At 70.7% G+C, this 17,156-nt stretch carries 19 protein-coding genes and 1 pseudogene; 11 read left to right on the top strand and 9 right to left on the bottom strand.

Going from position 1 to position 17,156, the window contains the following annotated elements:
* Nucleotides 1–326 precede the first annotated feature (326 nt).
* Nucleotides 327–1,508 carry an SLC13 family permease gene (locus ABZU76_RS20255; protein WP_354871618.1) on the top strand — a complete coding sequence of 394 codons (1,182 nt, stop codon included), beginning with the start codon at nt 327–329 and terminating at the stop codon, nt 1,506–1,508.
* A 24-nt stretch (nt 1,509–1,532) separates the two neighbouring features.
* Here the strand turns inward: ABZU76_RS20255 and ABZU76_RS20250 are convergent, their stop codons facing one another.
* The 6 genes and pseudogenes from ABZU76_RS20250 to ABZU76_RS20225 form a co-directional block, all read right to left on the bottom strand.
* Nucleotides 1,533–3,278: a hypothetical protein gene (locus tag ABZU76_RS20250; protein WP_354871580.1), complete on the bottom strand. Its 1,746-nt coding sequence runs from the start codon at nt 3,276–3,278 to the stop codon at nt 1,533–1,535.
* 206 nt (nt 3,279–3,484) lie between these two features.
* Nucleotides 3,485–4,636 carry a bifunctional RNase H/acid phosphatase gene (locus ABZU76_RS20245; protein WP_354871577.1) on the bottom strand — a complete coding sequence of 384 codons (1,152 nt, stop codon included), beginning with the start codon at nt 4,634–4,636 and terminating at the stop codon, nt 3,485–3,487.
* Nucleotides 4,633–5,370: a C4-type zinc ribbon domain-containing protein gene (locus tag ABZU76_RS20240; protein ID WP_354871574.1), complete on the bottom strand. Its 738-nt coding sequence runs from the start codon at nt 5,368–5,370 to the stop codon at nt 4,633–4,635. Before ABZU76_RS20240 ends, ABZU76_RS20245 begins: the two co-directional genes overlap by 4 nt.
* Before the next feature lie 49 nt (nt 5,371–5,419).
* Nucleotides 5,420–6,234 (bottom strand): annotated as a pseudogene (locus tag ABZU76_RS20235) (Nif3-like dinuclear metal center hexameric protein).
* A 192-nt stretch (nt 6,235–6,426) separates the two neighbouring features.
* Nucleotides 6,427–6,801: a hypothetical protein gene (locus tag ABZU76_RS20230; protein WP_354871572.1), complete on the bottom strand. Its 375-nt coding sequence runs from the start codon at nt 6,799–6,801 to the stop codon at nt 6,427–6,429.
* Between the two features lie 2 nt (nt 6,802–6,803).
* Nucleotides 6,804–7,076: a hypothetical protein gene (locus ABZU76_RS20225; RefSeq protein ID WP_354871569.1), complete on the bottom strand. Its 273-nt coding sequence runs from the start codon at nt 7,074–7,076 to the stop codon at nt 6,804–6,806.
* Nucleotides 7,077–7,239: 163 nt separating this feature from the next.
* On the opposite strand from ABZU76_RS20225, the gene ABZU76_RS20220 reads away from it, so the two are divergent.
* The 5 genes from ABZU76_RS20220 (at nt 7,240) to ABZU76_RS20200 (ending at nt 10,436) form a co-directional block, all read left to right on the top strand.
* Nucleotides 7,240–8,088, top strand: a complete 849-nt coding sequence (locus ABZU76_RS20220) for a helix-turn-helix transcriptional regulator (protein ID WP_354871567.1) — start codon at nt 7,240–7,242, stop codon at nt 8,086–8,088.
* Nucleotides 8,085–8,267: a DUF397 domain-containing protein gene (locus ABZU76_RS20215; protein ID WP_354871565.1), complete on the top strand. Its 183-nt coding sequence runs from the start codon at nt 8,085–8,087 to the stop codon at nt 8,265–8,267. Before ABZU76_RS20220 ends, ABZU76_RS20215 begins: the two co-directional genes overlap by 4 nt.
* A 99-nt stretch (nt 8,268–8,366) precedes the next feature.
* Entirely contained in the window at nt 8,367–8,828 is a 462-nt protein-coding gene (locus tag ABZU76_RS20210) for a low molecular weight protein-tyrosine-phosphatase (RefSeq protein ID WP_354871562.1), read from the top strand.
* 78 nt (nt 8,829–8,906) lie between these two features.
* Nucleotides 8,907–9,737, top strand: coding sequence for an SURF1 family cytochrome oxidase biogenesis protein (locus ABZU76_RS20205; protein ID WP_354871560.1), 831 nt, complete (start codon nt 8,907–8,909; stop codon nt 9,735–9,737).
* Nucleotides 9,738–9,821: 84 nt separating this feature from the next.
* A complete protein-coding gene (locus ABZU76_RS20200) occupies nt 9,822–10,436 on the top strand; it encodes an FMN-binding negative transcriptional regulator (protein WP_354871616.1) in 615 nt (204 codons plus the stop codon).
* Between the two features lie 16 nt (nt 10,437–10,452).
* Here the strand turns inward: ABZU76_RS20200 and ABZU76_RS20195 are convergent, their stop codons facing one another.
* Nucleotides 10,453–11,472 carry a cobalamin biosynthesis protein gene (locus ABZU76_RS20195; protein ID WP_354871614.1) on the bottom strand — a complete coding sequence of 340 codons (1,020 nt, stop codon included), beginning with the start codon at nt 11,470–11,472 and terminating at the stop codon, nt 10,453–10,455.
* A gap of 113 nt (nt 11,473–11,585) precedes the next feature.
* Nucleotides 11,586–12,296, bottom strand: coding sequence for a FadR/GntR family transcriptional regulator (locus ABZU76_RS20190; protein WP_354871558.1), 711 nt, complete (start codon nt 12,294–12,296; stop codon nt 11,586–11,588).
* A gap of 95 nt (nt 12,297–12,391) precedes the next feature.
* Here ABZU76_RS20190 and ABZU76_RS20185 point away from each other — a divergent pair, with 95 nt between their 5' ends.
* Both ABZU76_RS20185 and ABZU76_RS20180 read left to right on the top strand, forming a co-directional pair.
* Nucleotides 12,392–12,886, top strand: coding sequence for a gluconokinase (locus ABZU76_RS20185; RefSeq protein WP_354871555.1), 495 nt, complete (start codon nt 12,392–12,394; stop codon nt 12,884–12,886).
* Nucleotides 12,883–14,253 carry a gluconate:H+ symporter gene (locus ABZU76_RS20180; RefSeq protein ID WP_354871554.1) on the top strand — a complete coding sequence of 457 codons (1,371 nt, stop codon included), beginning with the start codon at nt 12,883–12,885 and terminating at the stop codon, nt 14,251–14,253. Before ABZU76_RS20185 ends, ABZU76_RS20180 begins: the two co-directional genes overlap by 4 nt.
* Here the strand turns inward: ABZU76_RS20180 and ABZU76_RS20175 are convergent.
* Nucleotides 14,250–15,227: an aldo/keto reductase gene (locus tag ABZU76_RS20175; RefSeq protein WP_354871551.1), complete on the bottom strand. Its 978-nt coding sequence runs from the start codon at nt 15,225–15,227 to the stop codon at nt 14,250–14,252. The two genes, ABZU76_RS20180 and ABZU76_RS20175, sit on opposite strands and share 4 nt — an antisense overlap.
* Nucleotides 15,228–15,317: 90 nt before the next feature.
* On the opposite strand from ABZU76_RS20175, the gene ABZU76_RS20170 reads away from it, so the two are divergent.
* The 3 genes from ABZU76_RS20170 (at nt 15,318) to ABZU76_RS20160 (ending at nt 17,136) form a co-directional block, all read left to right on the top strand.
* Nucleotides 15,318–16,232, top strand: a complete 915-nt coding sequence (locus ABZU76_RS20170) for an AraC family transcriptional regulator (protein ID WP_354871548.1) — start codon at nt 15,318–15,320, stop codon at nt 16,230–16,232.
* A gap of 71 nt (nt 16,233–16,303) precedes the next feature.
* The gene (locus ABZU76_RS20165; RefSeq protein ID WP_354871546.1) at nt 16,304–16,630 is read left to right on the top strand and encodes a metalloregulator ArsR/SmtB family transcription factor; all 327 of its coding nucleotides are present in this window, start codon (nt 16,304–16,306) and stop codon (nt 16,628–16,630) included.
* The gene (locus ABZU76_RS20160; RefSeq protein WP_354871544.1) at nt 16,627–17,136 is read left to right on the top strand and encodes an SRPBCC domain-containing protein; all 510 of its coding nucleotides are present in this window, start codon (nt 16,627–16,629) and stop codon (nt 17,134–17,136) included. The genes ABZU76_RS20165 and ABZU76_RS20160 overlap by 4 nt, the downstream gene beginning before the upstream one ends.
* The last annotated feature ends 20 nt before the right edge of the window (nt 17,137–17,156 follow it).

Raw genomic sequence — 17,156 nt, 5'->3', positions numbered from 1 at the left:
CACGCTCTCCCGATCGCCGGGCCACTCCCCCCCCGATTGGCGCGCGGCCCAGGGGCCGCGCGAAAATCGCTCAGTCCAGAAGCCGGCGCGATCTCGCGGGGCGTACTGGCAAAGGCAAGGGGAAGCCCCGGAGCAGGTTGTGCAGTGGGGCGCGCTGGCGAGACGGCAGCGTGTGGTCGAGACGGCACTGTGCAAGCCGGGCCTCGGCGGCGCCTTGAACAGCCGCTCACCGGTCGCCGGGTGGGCTCGATTAGCGTTCTCGCGTGCCCGAACCCCTCGCCGCGGTCGTCTCCCTCGCGCTCCTGGCCGTGACGCTGGGGTTCGCGATGGTGCGCCCGCGCGGTCTGCCCGAGGCGGTCGCCGCGGTTCCGGTCGCGGCGGTGGTGCTCGCCATCGGGCTCACCACGCCCGCGGCCGCATGGCAGCGGGTCGTCGAGATCCTGCCGACGATGGGGTTCCTGGCCGCGATCCTGCTCGTCAGCCACCTCGCCGCCATCGACGGTGTGTTCACCTGGCTGGGCAGCCGGCTGGCCGAACTCTGCCGGGGTGAGCCCAAGCGGCTGCTCGTGTTCACCTTCGTCGCCGCGGCAGGCGTGACGGCGGTGCTGAGCCTCGACGCGACCGTCGTGCTCCTCACGCCCGTCGTGCTGGCCACGGCCGAGGGGCTCAGGCTCGAGTCGAAGCCCCACGTCTACGCCTGCGCCCACCTCGCCAACTCGGCCTCGACGCTGCTGCCCGTCTCCAACCTGACCAACCTGCTGGCCTTCGCCGCATCCGGGCTCACGTTCGCCGGGTTCACCGCGCTGATGGCGCTGCCCTGGCTGGTCACGATCCTGATCGAGCTGGCCGTGTTCGCGAGGTTCTTCAAACGCGACCTGGAAGGCCCCCGCAGCACCGAAAAGCCGCAGCACCGCGAGGCGCCGGTGTTCGCGCTCGTCGTGCTCGGCGTGATGCTCGTCGGCTTCGGTGTGGGCGAGCTCGTGCACGTCGAGCCGGTCTGGGTCGCGGCACTGGCGGCGCTCGTGCTCAGCGCGCGGGCGCTGGGCGAACGCAAGATCAAGCCGTGGCAGGTGATCACGGAAGCGTCGCCGATGCTGGTGCTGTTCGTAATCGGGCTGGCCATCACGGTGGAGGCCGTCGACGAACACGTGCTCGGCGGCGCCCTCAGAGCGTTCCTGCCCACGACGGCGGGGCTGCCCGAGCTGCTGCTCACCACCGCGATCGCGGCCGTGCTGGCGAACCTCGTCAACAACCTGCCCGCGACGCTGATCCTGCTGTCGGTCCTCGGCGACCACCCGAACACGGGCGTGCTGCTGGCCGTGCTGATCGGCGTGAACGTCGGACCGAACGCGACCTACCTCGGCTCCTTGGCGACGCTGCTGTGGCGCCGAGTGCTGGCCCGCCACGGGCACACACCGCGCGCGAGGGAGTTCACGGCGCTGGGCGCGTTGACCACGCCCGTCTCCCTGGCCGCGGCGACCGCCGCGTTGTGGCTGGTACTGCCGTGACAGATCAGGGCGAACGGAACCCGGCTACGACTTCGGCGGGATCGTCTGCCCCGGCTCCAGCGTGGGGCCGCAGTCGTCGAGGCCGTTGCCGAAGCGGTAGGCCTCGACGTCCATCATCGTGGTCGCCGCGTAGTGCTGGACGGCCTGGAGCTTCGCCGGATCCTTCACCGCGTCCTTGCGGACCCAGTCGCCGTTGCGCAGGCCCGGGCCGGGGTAGATGAAGATCGGGTAGTAGTCGCGGTCGATGCGCGGGTCGAGGGAGATGCCGTTGCCGCCGGCCCACGGGCCCCACGAGTGGATGAAGGTGGGCTTGACCGTGTCGAACACGTAGTCGCGCAGGCCCGCCATGTTCTCGTCGTGCGTGAGGTCGGCGATGGGCGCGTTGACCAGGCCCGCCATGTCCACGAGCTGCAGCCGGCTGGTCATCGACGAGCCGCCGAGGTCCGGCAGCAGCAGCGACGCCTGTTGCAGGCCCAGCATGTCGGCGTAGGTGTTGAAGCCGCGGCCGAAGCGGTCGGCGATCAGGCACGCCGGCACGGTGGGGCTCTTGATGAACTCGTCGGACTGCTGCACGAAACCGACCAGCGACGGGATCGCCGCGGCCACCACGACCACCGACGCGACGGCGCGCCAGCGCACCTTCACCGTGCGCAGCAGCTCGCCGAACGAGAGCGTGCCCGCGAGCACGCCGAGGACCCACACCGGCGTCGCGAAGCGGAACTGCGCCATCCAGTCGGGCACCATCACGCCGAAGGCGATCACGCCGAGCGCGAAGGGCGTGATCAACGCGGCCAGCGGACGCCGCCACGGCGCCTTCCGCAGCGCCCAGATCACGACCACCGCGAGCACGACTACGGCGGCGACACCGGCGTAGAGGATCAGGGTTCCGGGCCGGACCAACGACATCAGGTCAGGCAGGCCCTGCTTCTTCGCCACCGACGGGTTGGCGAGGAACCGGCCGCCGAACTCGCTGTGGCGCCAAGCCACATAAGCGCCGAACGGGACCGCGAAAGCCACAATGGACAGCACGGCGTAGCGGAAGCTGACCCAGAAACCCTCGCGCCGCACGCCGTAGAGCAGGACGATCGGGTACGCGCCGGCGTAGATCAGGCCTTCCGGACGCGTCAGCGCGGCGAACGCCACGATCACGCCCGCGCCCACCGCGACCTTCCACGTGAGCGTGCGTTCCTTGCGCACCGCGGTGAACAGCAGCACCGCGAGGCCGAGCACCGCGAACGCGAACAGCGAGTTCTCGAGGCCCGAGACCACCCAGATCACGAACGACGGGATGGTCGCCAGCGTGAGACCCACGGCCAGCGTGACCGCCCACGCGTGACGCGGGAAGATCTGCCGCGCCACGACGTGGCAGAGCGTGAGGATGCCGGCGGTGAACAGCAGGCCGAGCAGCTTCGGGAACAGCACGTAGTCGGGGATGCCGAACAGGAGGCCGTGGTCGAACAGGCCGGCGAGCTTGCCCAGCGCGAGCAGGACCATCCACGTCGGGTCGGAGAAGCCCTCGACGGGCGGCGCGCCCGGCTGCAGGACGGGGCCGAGGCCGTCGGCCAGGCTGCGCGAGTAGGAGAACGTGATGGCCGCGTCGTCCACGATCCAGTGGCCATAGCGCGTGGCGTGCCAGGCGACCGCAGCGACACCGGCCAGCACCGCCAGCACGGAGGCGATCCAGCCGTGGCGCAGGCCGACGGCGGTCACGGGCGCGTCCTCGCCGGGGAGGTCGCGTTCGGATGCTTCGGTGAGTGCGCTAGCGGTCATTACCTCGTCACTGTTTCTACTCGCAGAGCTTGCCGAGAAACGCACGAGCCTGCGCCCCCCTGATGAGGATCCCGGGTGGAACCCGCGCCGCGGCGCCGCGGTCGACACAGCACTCTAGCCAATACCGGATCGGCGCCCGCTCACGCGTCATCCCTGCGCGTGATCCGCCCCACACTTTCGCCGGTCAGCGCGCGGTCAGCGCCCGGTCAGGAGAGGTGTGAAATGTCGTTGGCGAGATGCACGGAGGAGTTGCCATCCGGGTAGAACTCCACGATCGAGAGCGACGCCAGGTCCAAGTGCAGGCGGAACAGCAGGCTCGGGCCCGCGTCGAGCCCCATCCGCAGCAGCGTCTTGATGGGCGTGACGTGGCTGACGACGATGATCGTCTTCCCCTCGTACTGCTCGATCAGGTCGCGGCGGGCCTGGCCGACGCGCTCGTGGACCGCGTCGAAGCTCTCGCCCCCGGGCGGCGCGCACGACGAGTCGCGCAGCCAGCAGCGGTGCAGCTCGGGGTCGCGTTCAGCGGCCTCGGTGAAAGTGAGGCCCTCCCACTCGCCGAAGTCGGTCTCGATGAGGCCCGGGTGCGTGACGAAGCGGGTACCCAGCGCGTCGGCCACGGCCTGCGCGGTCTGCTTCGTCCTGGTCAGGGGCGAGGAGACGATGGGGGCGGCCTCGCCGTCTTCGGAGACGAGGCCCGGCCACGCGCCGAGCCGCTTCGCCGCCGCGGCCGCCTGGCCGCGCCCGCGCTCGGTGAGCGGCACGTCGCCGCGGCCGGAGTAGCGGCGGTCGACCGACATCTCGGTCTGGCCGTGGCGCAGGAGCAGCAGTCGGGTGGGCGTGCCACGCGCGCCGGTCCAGCCGGCCTTGGCGACGCGGTCGGCTTCACCGGTGCCGGAGGTGGTCTTGACCTGCGGCTTGGTCGACGCCGGGGCCTGAGTGGTCACCTTGCCGGTGCCGCTGTCCATCGCGACGTTGGCGAGGTGGTCGGCGTGGGAGTTCTCTGCGCGCGGGATCCACATGTAGGTGACACGATCGAACCCGTCCGCGAGTTCACGCGCCCGCGCGGCGAGCGGCTGCAGCGCGGCGTGCTTGATCTTCCAGCGGCCGGACATCTGCTCCACGACCAGCTTGGAGTCCATCCGCACGTCCACAATGGACGCTCCGGTCTCCGCCGCCGCGGTCAGCGCCGCGATGAGCCCCGAGTACTCCGCGACGTTGTTGGTCACCACACCGAGGAACTCGTGGCGCTCGGCCAGCACCTCGCCGGTGGCGGCGTCCTTCACGACCGCGCCGTAGCCGGCCGGGCCCGGGTTGCCCCGGGACCCCCCGTCGGCCTCGACGACGACCCGGTCGGTCACAGGCCCGACTCCAACGTACGGACCAGGATCGCCCCGCAGTTCTCGCACTGGACGACGGTGTCCTCGGGCGTCGCCTTGATCTCGGCGATGGTGTTGCGGTCCAGCTCCAGCTGGCAGGCGCCGCAGCGGCGAGCTCGCAGCAAGGACGCGCCGATGCCCTTGTGGTCCAGCACGCGGGTGTACAGCTTGAGCACCGGCTCCGGGAAGCGCGGCAGCAGCTTCGCGCGGTCTTCGTCGCGGCGGGCGCGCGTGGTGTCGAGGTCCTTGAACTCCGCGTCGCGGCGCTCGATCGCGGCCGCGACGCCCGCCTCGGCCTTGTCGACCTCGGCGCCGGTGCGCTGCGCGTCGAGCTCCAGGGCCTCACGCTGCTCCATGAGCTCGAGCAGGTCGTCTTCGAGCGCGCTCTGGCGGCGGCCGAGCGTCTGCAGCTCGTGCTCGATGTCGGTCATCTGCTTGGCGTTGACGGAGCCCGACTCCAGCAGCTTGCGGTCGCGGTCCTCGCGAGCCCGCACCGACTCGACCTCCTTCTCCTGCCGGGCGATCTCGCGGTCGAGGTCCGACGCGGCGGTCTGCACGGACACCAGCGCGTCGCGCTTGTCGCGCACGGTCTTCTCGCCCGCGTCGATCTCGGCGAGCTCGGGCAGGGTGCGCCGGCGGTGCGCGGTGCGCGAAAGCTCGGCGTCCACCTTCGCGAGTTCGAGCAGCTGGCGCTGGACGGCGGGGTCGGCCTTCACGGTGCTCCTTGTGGAATTGACTCGGCGGAATTGGTGGTCGTGCGGGGAGTCAGCTTGCGGGGGTCGCGCGGACGGTCCACGGGTCGGTGCGCCTCGTGGAGACGTGACTGTCGACGTTACCCGCAAAGGCCGCGTCGACAAGGGCCGAGGCCTGCCCGCACCAGGGCCATTCGCTGGCCCAGTGCGTGAGCCCGACCAGCGCGGGCCCCGCGGCGGAGAGGTGCTCGCCTGCCGGGTGGTGGCGCAGGTCCGCCGTCACGTACGCATCGACGCCCTCGGCCGTGGCGCGCGCGAGGTAGGAGTCGCCCGCGCCGCCGGACACCGCGACAGTGCGGATCGGCCGATCCGGGTCCCCCGCGCCCAGCACTCCCGGCACCGTGGCCGGCAACGCCTCGGCGACGCGCTGCACGAACACCGCGAACGGCTCGGCTTCGCCAGGTGCCCGATCCGCCCGATGCCCGTGCGGCCACCGGGTTCCTGCGGGTCGAGCGGCCGGTCGACGGTGAGGCCGATGGCGTTCGCGAGCGCGTCGGACACTCCGGGGTCGGCCGAGTCGGCGTTGGTGTGCGCGCAGTAGAGCGCGCGGCCGCCGCGGATGAGGCGGTGTACGAGGCCGCCCTTGACCGTGTCGGCGGGCACGCCGTGCACCCCACGCAGCAGCAACGGGTGGTGCGCGACGATCAGCTGCGCGCCCAGGTCCTCGGCCTCGGCCACCGTCTCCTCGACGGGGTCGACGCAGAACAGCACCCGCGTGACCTCCTCCGCCGGGTCCCCGCACACGAGCCCGACGGCATCCCACTTCTCCGCGAGGCGCGGCGGGTAGTGGCGTTCGAGGACGTCGAGGATCTCGGCTAGAGCAGGCACCACGGGATCTTCCCACGACGGCGGTGGCGGCCCCGGGACCCCGAGGCGGCGCGACGCCCCCGGCGTCCGAGAAGTCACCGGGGGCGTCGGCCCTCCACCGTCGCCGCACCATCGGACGGCGAAGGTTGGAACCCGGCCGCCGCACCGGGGTCGGGGCACCAGGGCGGCGGCCGGGAGCTGGATGGGGGTCGGTCAGGTAGGGGTGGCGTTCCCAGCGGCTCGGCCCTCGGCGACCCTGTCTGCGGCGGCGCGGTCCTCGGCAGGGCGGGCCTCGGCGACGCGGTCCCGGGCGGGGTCCTCGGCGAGCAGGTCGTCGGGGTGGCGGTCCGCGGCGGTGTGGTGGCCGGCGGCGCGGTGGCGGCGGGCCACGAGGATCGCGAGGCGGATCAAGGCGTCGCCGCATTGGGCGGTCTTGGCGAGGTCGTCGATGGTGCGCCCCTGTTCGACGCCGGTCAGGGCCCACGTGGCGAAGTCGGCGACGGTGCGCCGGCCGGCGTCGTCGATGACCTGGCCGGTGTCGCGGTCGGTGTCGACTTCGTGGCCGTCGTCGGTGATCCACCAGCCCATGGTCATCGCCTCGCCCGGAAGCACACGCGGCAGTCGCGGGACTTGTCGCGGTCCTCGGCGAGTTCGTCCGTTGACAGTTCGGACCGGAAGGCCCAGCGCGCCGGGATCATGGAGCTGTTCAGCACGCAGCCGGGATGGAAGGTGCCGCGATCGGGGTCTTCGAGTTGCGATCGCATGTAACGGTGGTTGCGGGTGTCGACTGCCCAGAAATGCACCGCGTACAGCCCACGTTCGACCATCGCCGGCGATAGTTCGCCCGAGATCCTCACCGTCATGCCCCGCTCCCCGTCGCCGCATCTGATCTCCCGCTCCAGCCGGTGCCGCCCTGGTGCCATGCGGTGCCGTTTGGAGCCGGGAAACTATGTATCGCGACACTGCTCGGCACAATGCACCGATCGGGTAACTGTTCGCGACTCTGCGTGTGGTTTCCTATGGCACATGGCTGGCACCAGTCCCAGAGCGCGCGCAATCGGCGCCGAACTCCGCAGGGCTCGCGAGGACGCTGGGCTCAGCGCGCGAACGCTCGCGGCCCGTATCGGCGTCGCACACACCACGGTCGGCCGATGGGAGTCGGGTGAAAGGAGCCCGCGGCCAACAGACGTGGCCACGGTTCTCGGCGCGCTCGGCACCGACCATGAGCTTCGCGAGGAACTCGTCGAACTCTCACGCAACACCGACGGGCGGCATTGGGTCGCTTCGGGCCTGCCCGAGCAGCAACGCCAGCTCGCCGCGCTGCTCGAACTGGAACGCGACGCGACTCGGATCGTGAACGTGTCGCCACTGCTGATCCCCGGTCTGCTGCAGACCTCGGGCTACGCGCGCGCCATCATCGGCGCCGGTGGTGTTCCCGCCGGGGAGATCGAAACCCGGGTTGCGGTGCGCATCGGGCGCCGTGACGTGATCATGCGACGTGCACGCCCAGCCGAGCTGCTCGCGCTGGTCGACGAGTCCGCGCTGCGCCGGAACATCGGCGGCCCGGCCGTGATGGCAGAGCAGTTGCGTGCGCTCGAAGAGGCGAGCCACTGGAGCAACGTGACCCTTCGGGCCATCCCGGAGTCCGCGGGCTGGCATCCCGCGCTGGAAGGTCCGTTCGATGTTCTGGAATTCGTCGACCGCACGCCGGTGGTTCAGATCGAAAACCGGCGATCAGCCCTGTTCTTCCACGAATCCGTCGACGTCGAGGCGTACCGGCTGGCGACCGATAGGGTTCAGGACATTGCGATGAGTCCGGACGAAACACGTGCGTTCATCGCTGATGTCCTCGGCAACTTGGAGACGAAGGCATGAAACAGCAGCAGTTCTCCGGCTGGCGGAAGTCGAGCCGGTCACAGAACACCTCGAATTGCGTGGAGGTCGCCGTGGCGACCGACCTCGTCGGGATCCGCGACACGAAGGACCGGCCGGCCGGGCACCTGACGGCCACGCGTGACGGCTGGTCGGCGTTCCTGGCACAGCTCGGACGCTGATCCGTAACGGAAAAACCCGGAGAAAGCCCTCCAGCGATCCGAGAACCCTGGAGGGCTTTCCCGTGTCCGAGCCACCCATCCGAGGAGTGAAGGAAACCCGTGCTGACTGTGGTGTTCGTGTGTTCAGGCAACATCTGCCGCTCGCCGATGGCGGAGCTGGTGTTCCGGGCCAAGCTCGCCGAGGAGGGGCTGGCCGACCGCGTGAAGGTGTCCAGTGCCGGCACCGGGCCGTGGCACGCGGGGGAGCCCGCGGACCGGCGGGCGCAGGCGACTCTCCGTGCGCACGGTTACCCGACGCAGCACGTCGCGTCGGAGGTGAATGACGAAGACCTGGAGGCCGATCTGCTGCTGGCGGCGGACGAGGGGCACCTCGACTTCCTGCGCGGGCGCGTCGAGGATCCGGCGAAGGTGCGGCTGCTGCGTGAGTTCGACCCGTCGGCGAGGGTCGGCGCGGAGGTGCCGGACCCGTATTACGGCGGTGACGAGGGCTTCGAGGACGTGCTGGCGATGATCGAGCGCGCGATGCCCGCCCTTCTCGACTGGGTGCGCGCGCACGGTTAGGACCGGTTTGTCCCGGGGAAATCACAGGTGGGAGAGGTCGCCGCGCACCCGGTGGGGGCGACGGCCTACCGTGGAGGGGTGCGGTTGCGGTTTCTGCTCCGGCCCGGCTGGCTGGCACTGACGGTGGTGGTGTTCACCTTCGCCGTCTGCTGCTACACCCTTCTCGCGCCCTGGCAGTTCCGGCGCGACGCCGAGCAGGAGGCCCAGAACAACGCGCTCACCGCGTCGTTCACGGCCCAGCCGGCGCCCGTCGCCCAGCTGATGCCGGCCGACGCGACGCCCGACCAGCAGACGGAATGGCACCTCGTGTCGATCACGGGCACGTACCTGCCGTCGGCGGAGGTCGTGGCGCGGTTGCGGACCGTGCAGGGTGAGGCCGCGTTCGAGGTGCTCACGCCGTTGCGCGCGGCCGACGGGACCGTCTACCTCATCGACCGCGGTTACGTGCGGCTCGACGACCAGTCCGGCGTGCTCCCCTACGCCGTCGCGCCCGGAGGCCAGGTGACCGTGGTCGCGCGCGTGCGCAGCGACGAGGTGGACCCGAAGCACCGCGACGCGTTCTCCGACGCGTCGACGAAGGGGAAGCTGCAGAGCTACACCGTCGATTCACAGGTGGTGGCGCGCTCGTCCGGCCTGAAGATCCGGCCCGGCTACTTCCAGCTCGACGAGAACCAGCCCGGCGTGCTCGGCGCGCTGCCGCTGCCGCAGCTGGACTCGGGGCCGTTCTTCTCCTACGCGTTGCAGTGGCTGGCGTTCGGCAGCATGGCGATCTTCGGCTGGCTGTACTTCACGATCCGGGAGCTCAAGCCCGGTGGCGCCCTGACCACGGAGAAGCCGGAGCGCACGCGCCGCAAGTCCGTGGCGGAGATGCTGGCCGAGGACGAGGAAGAGTTCACCCCCTCGGCGTAGCCGAAGCGGTTGCCAAGTGGTCACCTGTTCCAGCCTGGAACTGGCCCTGTTTCGGGGCCACTTCGTCGGGCGATACTCGGTGTCATACTGATCCACCCTTGGGATGCCGGGGACGACGCGGAATGGCGGCAGTGGCTCAAGAGCCACGACTTCGGCCAGCTGGTGGCCGGCGGCCGCGGCCGCGACGTCCCGGTGGTCGTCCCGACGCACTTCACCTTCGACGGCGAGGCCACCGTGTGGCTGCACCTCGCGCGGCCCAACCCGGTGTGGCCGCTGCTGGAGGAACACCCGCGGGCCTTGCTGACGGTGATCGGCGAGTACACCTACATCCGGTCGGACTGGAACACCGCCGACGACCCAGCGGTGGGCGTGCCGACGTCGTACTACGCGACCGCGCAGCTCGCCTGCGACGTGCGGATCGTCGACGATCCGGCTGAGAAGGCGGAGGTGCTCAATCGACAGCTCGGGCACTTCGAACCGGGCAGCAGCCGCACGCCGGTGTCCTCGGTCGATGCCCCCGACCGGCGGCTCCTGCCGGGGATCCGCGGGATCGAGCTGACGGTGACGTCGGTGCAGGCGAAGTTCAAGTACGGCGGCAACAAGACGCCGGCCGACCGGGAGCGGATCTCGGGGAAGCTGGCGGCGCGGGGCGGGCCGTTGGACGCGGCCGCGCTGGAGCACCTTCAGCGGCGCAGCTGACTCACTTGCGACCGACTTACTTGCGACGACGTCGGCGCGCGCCGACGAGGAGGGCCACCGTCACCGAAGTCGCGCCCGCCAGCCAGCCGACGACACGCGACAGCTCCACCGCGCGCGTGACGTGACCGGCGTCCGGGTTGCGGCCGACGCCCAGCACGGGCAGCTCGACCACCCCCTGCGGGTACACCGTGCGCCCACCAACGCGGATCTCCAGCGCACCGGCGAACGCGGCCTCCACGCGGCCCGCGTTGGGGCTCGGGTGGGCGATCGTGTCCCGCCGCCAAGCCCGCCACGCGCCGCCCGCGGAGCCGCCGACGACGGGAGCGGCCAGCACCGTGAGGGCGGCCGCGACACGCGTCGGCACGAGGTGGACGAGCTCGTCGAGCCGGGCGACCAGCCAGTGACCCGCCGAGCCGCGCGCGAGGACGCTGATGGTCCGCGACGCGAGCAGCCCCGGCACCCCGGCAAGCGCTCCCCACAGCAGCGGCGCGACGACCACTTCGGACGTGTTCTCGGCCAGAGTTTCCACGGAGGCACGGGAAAGCGCGATCATGCCGAGCCCGTCGGCGACGCGCGGGTCCAGTTCGGACAGTGTGCCGCGCGCGGGTTCGAGGCGGCCCTCTTCGAGGTCGCGCGCAAGCTCCGTGCCCTGCGTCGCGAGACCGGCGGCGCCGACGACGGCCCAGGTCGTGACGGCCGTGACCACGGCCTGCACCACGGGACGGTCGCGCGCGGCGCGTTCGGCGAACAGCCCGACCGCAACGACGGCACCCGCCAGGCCGAGGCCGGTGACGGCGGCGCGGGCGGACATCGAGGCGGCGAGCTCTCCCCCGGGCGCACCGACAGCCTCGGCGCCGGCTGCAAGCGTGAAAGCGGATTCCCCAGGCATCCCAACAGCAACACCCGCGCGCAGCGCAGCGGCGGAATCCCCGCCCTGCCCGGCGCCGGAGCCCAGCGTCGCCAAGCGGCGGAACGCCGTGACGGTCGGGCGGTGCCGGGGGTTGCCGAGGACGCCGTCGGCCGCCAGGCCGAGCATCAAGCCGATCGCGCGTGCCGCGCTCACCAGTAGCCCCCCGGGAACGTGGTTTCCGGTGCCGCCGCCGGGTCGACGCCCGGCCGGCGAAACGCCGGTGATTTCAGTGCGTGTGGTTACTGCCCGCCGAGATTACTCGACACCGCGGCGGCGATTTCGTCCCGTGCCTGGTCCACAATGTCGCGCATCGCGCGCTCGGCTCGATCGGGGTCGCCGAAATCCACGGCCACGGCCACTTCCACGTGCAGCGCGACGGCTTCGGGCTGCGGTTCCTCGGGCATGAGGCCGTGGGAGGTGCGGCCCGCGAGCACCTCGGCGACCACCGAGGACAGCTGTGCGAACATCGGGTTTCCCGACGCGGTGAGCAGCAGGTCGTGAAACGCGATGTCGTGGCCGAGGAACGTCGTCAGGTCGCGCGCCCGGGCCGTCTCCTCCAGACGATGGCCCAGCGCGCGCAGCCGGCCGCGGTCCTCCGGCGTCGCGCGCAGCGCCGCGAACCGCGCGGCCGACGGCTCGACGCCCGAGCGCAGCTCCGTCAACGTCCGCAGCGCCGCCGCGCGCCCGGATCCGTCGAGCTGCCAGCGGATCAGGCGCGGGTCGTAGTGGTTCCACCCGTCCGGGCCGCTCACGATCACGCCGACGCGGCGGCGGCTTGTGGTGAGCCCCATCGTTTCGAGCACGCGCACGACTTCTCGCGCGACCGTGCGTGAGGTGCCGAAGCGTTCCTGCAGCTCGTCGGATCGCAGCACGGCGCCGGGCGCCAGCTCGCCGTTGGCGATCGCCGCGCCCAGCACGTCGAGGACTTCCTCGTGCCGATCGCTCCCCATTCGGCCAACTTACCGCTCTGATTCGATTAAGTACTACTTGTTCTTGAATAAGTAGTACTTTTGAGTTTGACTCGTGCGGACACAAGGAGGTGCGGATGACCGTCATCGTCGTGATGGGCGTTTCCGGCTCGGGGAAGACGACGGTCGGCGAGGCGCTGGCCGAGCGCCTGGGCGTGGAGTACGCCGAGGCCGACACCTTCCACCCGAAGGCCAACATCGAGAAGATGACCGCCGGCCACGCGCTGACGGACGCCGACCGCGAGCCCTGGTTGCAAGCGATCTCGCACTGGATCGCGACGCACCAGAAGTCCGGTGGAATCGTGTCGTCGTCCGCGCTGAAACGCCGCTACCGCGACGAGCTGAGAGCCGGCGGCAGCGTCTGGTTCCTCCACCTCCACGGCGATCGCGACGTGCTCGCCGAGCGCATGCAGGCCCGCAAGGGTCACTTCATGCCCGTCACGCTGCTCGACTCCCAGCTCGCGGACCTCGAACCCCTGCAGCCGGACGAGCCGGGCTACGTCGTCGAGATCACCGAACCTCCCGCCGCCCTCGTCGAGGCGGCGCTTCACGCGTTCCAGGAGCGTGCATGACCACCACCCTCGCGGCCGGTTGGACCGGCCACGACAGCCGCCTGACCCTGGCGACGGTGCTCGCCATCGCCGTGATCGTGGTGCTGATCAGCAAGCTGAAGCTCCACCCGCTGCTGGCGTTGACGATCGGCTCCGGCGTGCTCGGCCTCGTGGCCGGTATGCCCGTGGACAAGCTGTTGAAGAGCTTCGAAAGCGGCGTCGGCAGCACGGTCGCTTCGGTCGGGTTGCTGATCGCGTTCGGCGCGATGCTCGGCAAGCTGCTGGCCGATTCCGGCGGTGCGGACCGGATCGTGGACACGATTCTCGGGCGCGTGCACGGCGCCGGGCTGCCGTGGGCGATGGCGCTGGTGGCCGCGTTGATCGGACTGCCGATGTTCTTCGAGATCGGTCTCGTGATGCTGATCCCGGTGGTGCTGCTCGTCGCCAAGCGCAGCGGGAAACCCGTGCTGCTGCTGGGAATCCCGGCGCTCGCGGGCCTGTCGGTGCTCCACGGGCTGATCCCGCCGCACCCCGGCCCGCTGGCCGCGGCGGGTGCGCTCGGCGCCAACGTGGGCATCACGCTCGCGCTCGGCCTGCTCGTCGGCATCCCGACGGTGGTCATCGCCGGCCCGCTGTTCGGCCGCGTCGCGGCGCGGTGGGTGCCGGACGCCACGCCGCCGCAGCGCTTGGTGCCCGCGTCCGAGAGCACCGAGGTCGACAAGCGGCCCAGCTTCGGCGCGACGCTGACCACGGTCCTGCTGCCCGTGGCGCTGATGTTGCTCAAGGCGCTGTCGGACATCCTGCTGGGCAAGGAAAACGCCGTGCGCCGCGTGCTCGACTTCGTCGGCGACCCGCTGGTGGCGCTGCTGCTCGCGGTGCTCGTCGGCATGGTCACACTGGGCCGCCCGGCGGGCCTGTACCGCGCGAAACTGTCGTCGATCATCAGCGACTCACTCGCCCCGATCGCGGGCATCCTGCTCATCGTGGCCGCGGGCGGTGGCTTCAAGCAGACGCTGGTGGACGCCGGCGTCGGCGGCGTGATCACCAACCTGTCCACCGGCGCCCACTTGTCGCCGCTGCTGCTCGGCTGGCTGGTCGCCGTGGCGATCCGTCTGGCGACGGGCTCCGCGACCGTCGCCACCGTGTCCGCCGCCGGCATCGTCGCGCCGCTCGCCGCGACCCTCGACCCGACGCACAACGCACTCCTGGTGCTGGCCATCGGCGCCGGTTCGCTGTTCTTCTCGCACGTGAACGACGCCGGGTTCTGGCTGGTCAAGGAGTACTTCGGGATGTCCGTGGGGCAGACGCTGAAGACGTGGTCGGTGATGGAGACGGTGATCTCGGTGGTGTCGATCGCCTTGATTCTGCCGCTGGGCGCCTTGCTTTAGGGCGTGCGCGACGGATAGGCGCCGTCGAGGGCCCAGGCCGGATACTCCGGCCGCAGAGCGCTGACGGCGTCCAGCTCGGCGAGATCCTGCCCGGTGAGCTCCAGGTCGACGGCGGCGAGGTTCTCGTGCAGCTGGTCGGGCCGCTTGGCGCCGACGATCACGCTGGTCACGCCGCGTTGCGCGAGCACCCAGGCCAGCGCGACGCGGGCGACGCCGACGTCGTGGCGGTCGGCGATCTTGCGCAGGGCGTCGACGATGTCGTAGCCGCGCTCGCGGTCGAGCGGCGGGTTGTCGGCCTGGGCGCGGCGGCCGGAGGCGTCGTGGCTGTCGCGGGTGAACTTGCCGGAGAGGAAGCCGCCGGCCAGCGGGCTGTAGACGAGCAGGCCGAGCTTCTCCTCGTTGACCAGCGGCAGCAGCTCTCGCTCGAGATCACGGCCGACGAGCGAGTAGTACGCCTGCAGCGACACGAACCGCGGGTAGCCGCGCAGGTCGGCGACGCCGAGGGCCTTGGCGAGCTGCCAGGCGAAGGTGTTGGACGTGCCGACGTAGCTGATCTTGCCTTGACGGACGGCGTCGTCGAGGGCGGCCAGGGTCTCGTCGAGCGGCGTCAGGTGGTCGTGGGCGTGGATCTGGTAGAGGTCGATGTGGTCGGTGCCGAGGCGGCGGAGGCTGTCCTCGATCGCATGGCGCAGGTGCACGCGGGAGAGCCCCACCTCGTTGGGACCGGCGCCCATGCGCGAGTACGCCTTGGTGGCGAGCACCACGTCGCGGCGGCGGCCCTTGAGGATCTTGCCGAGGATCTCCTCGGTCTCACCGCGGGCGTACATGTCGGCCGTGTCGATGAGGTTCACGCCCTGGTCCAGGGCGATGCCGACCAGTTCGTCGGCCGCCTTGAGGTCCAGCCCGCCGATCAAGTCCCACGGCATGGTGCCCGAGCCGCCGAACGTCATGGTGCCGAGTGCGATCCTGGACACGAAAGTTCCGGTGGCGCCGAGTTGTTGATACTGCACGGAGGTTCCTTTCTTCGGTGCTTCCCACGCTAGGCAGGGCGGAGGGTGCGGACCATGAGTGAGCGTTCGGAGCTCGTGCTGGATCGTCCGGACCCGCTTGCGGACGTCCTGTCGATGGCGGCCGTGCGCCCGGCTCTCCCAGCCCGGCTGACGGCGGGCGGCGAGTGGGCGGTGCGGTTCGGCGGCTCGCACCCCAAGGTGATCACCGTGACGGCAGGCTCGTGCTGGCTGCTGCCCGAGGGGTCGGCGCCGGTGTTTCTCGCGGCGGGTGGCTGCTACCTCGTGGGCCGCGACGCCGCGTACGTCACGGCCAGCACACCGGACGTCACGCCGGTCGAGGCCCGCAGCGTGTTCACCGGCACCGACGGGCACGCCGGTTCCACTTCGGACCCTTCTCCGGCCGGCACTGTCCTGGTCGGCGCCACCCTGGACTTCGCCGACCCCGCGGCGGCGGTGCTGCTGGAGGACCTCGGTTCCTCGATCCGCATCACCGATCCGGACACGGCGCTGAGCTCGACACTGCGGCTGCTCGCGTTCGAAACCACCGGCCGACCAGGCGGCGGCGCGATGCGTGAGCACCTCACGCAGATCCTCTCCCTGCACGTGCTGCGCGCTCTCCTCGGCGCAGGCGCGCAACCCGCGTGGCTGGCGGGCTTCCGCGACCCCGCGATCGGCGCCGCACTGGCGGCGATGCACCGGCGTCCCGCGTTCGGCTGGACAGTCGCCCGGCTGGCGGCCGAGGCACGCCTGTCGCGCACGGTGTTCGCGACGCGGTTCAAGGCGCTGGTGGGGTTGTCGCCGATGGACTACCTGCTGCACCGGCGGATCTCCGGCGCCACCCGGGAGCTGGCCGAGGGCCGCACGGTCGCGTCCGTGGCGGCGCGGTGGGGGTATGGCTCGGAGAGCGCGTTCAGTGCAGCGTTCAAGCGGGTCACCGGGGTCTCCCCCGCGAGCAGCCGAACCCGCTGATCAGCACAAACGCCAGGCCCTGATTCGAGCACGGGTTGACATGTGACCTTTTGGTCACCTATTCTCGTCGAGTGCCTGACGACGACCTGGTGTTCAAGGCGCTGGCGGATCCGACCCGCCGGGGTCTGCTGGACCGGCTGTTCGAACGTGACGGCCGCACGCTCACGGAGCTGGAGTCCGAAGTGGACATGACGCGGTTCGGGGTGATGAAGCACCTCAAGCTGCTCGAGGAGGCCGGCCTCGTCGTCACGCGCAAGGAGGGGCGGGAGAAGCTCCACTTTCTCAACCCCGTGCCGATCCGGGAGATCCACGACCGGTGGATCGACAAGTACACCGAGCGCCACGTGTCGGCGCTGATGGAACTCAAGAGCGATCTGGAGAGGGAGCCACCGAAATGACCGAGACCAAGACCGTGCAGGTCAACCGCGTGTACATCAAGGCGACGCCGCAGGCGATCTGGGACGCGATCACCAAGCCGGAGTGGACGCAGAAGTACGGGTACTCCGGGCTGGCCGAGTTCGACCTCAAGACGGGCGGCAAGCACCGCACCAAGCCGACGCAGGAGTTCATCGACGCGGGGTTCACGAGTGACCTGCTGGACGGCGAGGTGCTCGAATCCGACCCGCCGCGCAAGCTCGTGATCACGTGGAAGCTGCTGATGGACCCGAGCCTCGTCGCGGAGCCCTACACGACGCTCACGTACGACATCGAGGAAACCAAGACCGCCGGGACCAGACTGACCGTGACCCACGACGTCACGGGCGCGCCCGGGCACGCGGCGCTCGTGTCGGGCGCGATGGAGAACGTCGACGCCGGTCCGGGCGAGAACGCCGGTGGCGGCTGGGCCTGGGTGCTTTCCGACCTCAAGTCCGTGCTGGAGACCGGGAAGAACATCGTGGGCTGAGGCCCCAACCGCCCCAATGT

The sequence above is a fragment of the Amycolatopsis sp. NPDC005232 genome (assembly GCF_040607795.1).
Lineage (GTDB): Bacteria > Actinomycetota > Actinomycetes > Mycobacteriales > Pseudonocardiaceae > Amycolatopsis.
The sequence above is the reverse complement of the archived record's forward strand: the minus strand, read 5'-3'. Positions and strand labels throughout refer to the sequence as shown.

Excerpts from the sequence above, each read along its gene's own strand:
- ABZU76_RS20255 (WP_354871618.1), top strand. The coding sequence starts at position 327 with ATGGTGCGCCCGCGCGGTCTGCCCGAGGCGGTCGCCGCGGTTCCGGTC.
- ABZU76_RS20250 (WP_354871580.1), bottom strand. The coding sequence starts at position 3,278 with ATGACCGCTAGCGCACTCACCGAAGCATCCGAACGCGACCTCCCCGGC.
- ABZU76_RS20230 (WP_354871572.1), bottom strand. The coding sequence starts at position 6,801 with ATGGGCTGGTGGATCACCGACGACGGCCACGAAGTCGACACCGACCGC.
- ABZU76_RS20225 (WP_354871569.1), bottom strand. The coding sequence starts at position 7,076 with ATGACGGTGAGGATCTCGGGCGAACTATCGCCGGCGATGGTCGAACGT.
- ABZU76_RS20220 (WP_354871567.1), top strand. The coding sequence starts at position 7,240 with ATGGCTGGCACCAGTCCCAGAGCGCGCGCAATCGGCGCCGAACTCCGC.
- ABZU76_RS20215 (WP_354871565.1), top strand. The coding sequence starts at position 8,085 with ATGAAACAGCAGCAGTTCTCCGGCTGGCGGAAGTCGAGCCGGTCACAG.
- ABZU76_RS20195 (WP_354871614.1), bottom strand. The coding sequence starts at position 11,472 with ATGCTCGGCCTGGCGGCCGACGGCGTCCTCGGCAACCCCCGGCACCGC.
- ABZU76_RS20190 (WP_354871558.1), bottom strand. The coding sequence starts at position 12,296 with ATGGGGAGCGATCGGCACGAGGAAGTCCTCGACGTGCTGGGCGCGGCG.
- ABZU76_RS20185 (WP_354871555.1), top strand. The coding sequence starts at position 12,392 with ATGACCGTCATCGTCGTGATGGGCGTTTCCGGCTCGGGGAAGACGACG.
- ABZU76_RS20180 (WP_354871554.1), top strand. The coding sequence starts at position 12,883 with ATGACCACCACCCTCGCGGCCGGTTGGACCGGCCACGACAGCCGCCTG.
- ABZU76_RS20170 (WP_354871548.1), top strand. The coding sequence starts at position 15,318 with ATGAGTGAGCGTTCGGAGCTCGTGCTGGATCGTCCGGACCCGCTTGCG.
- ABZU76_RS20160 (WP_354871544.1), top strand. The coding sequence starts at position 16,627 with ATGACCGAGACCAAGACCGTGCAGGTCAACCGCGTGTACATCAAGGCG.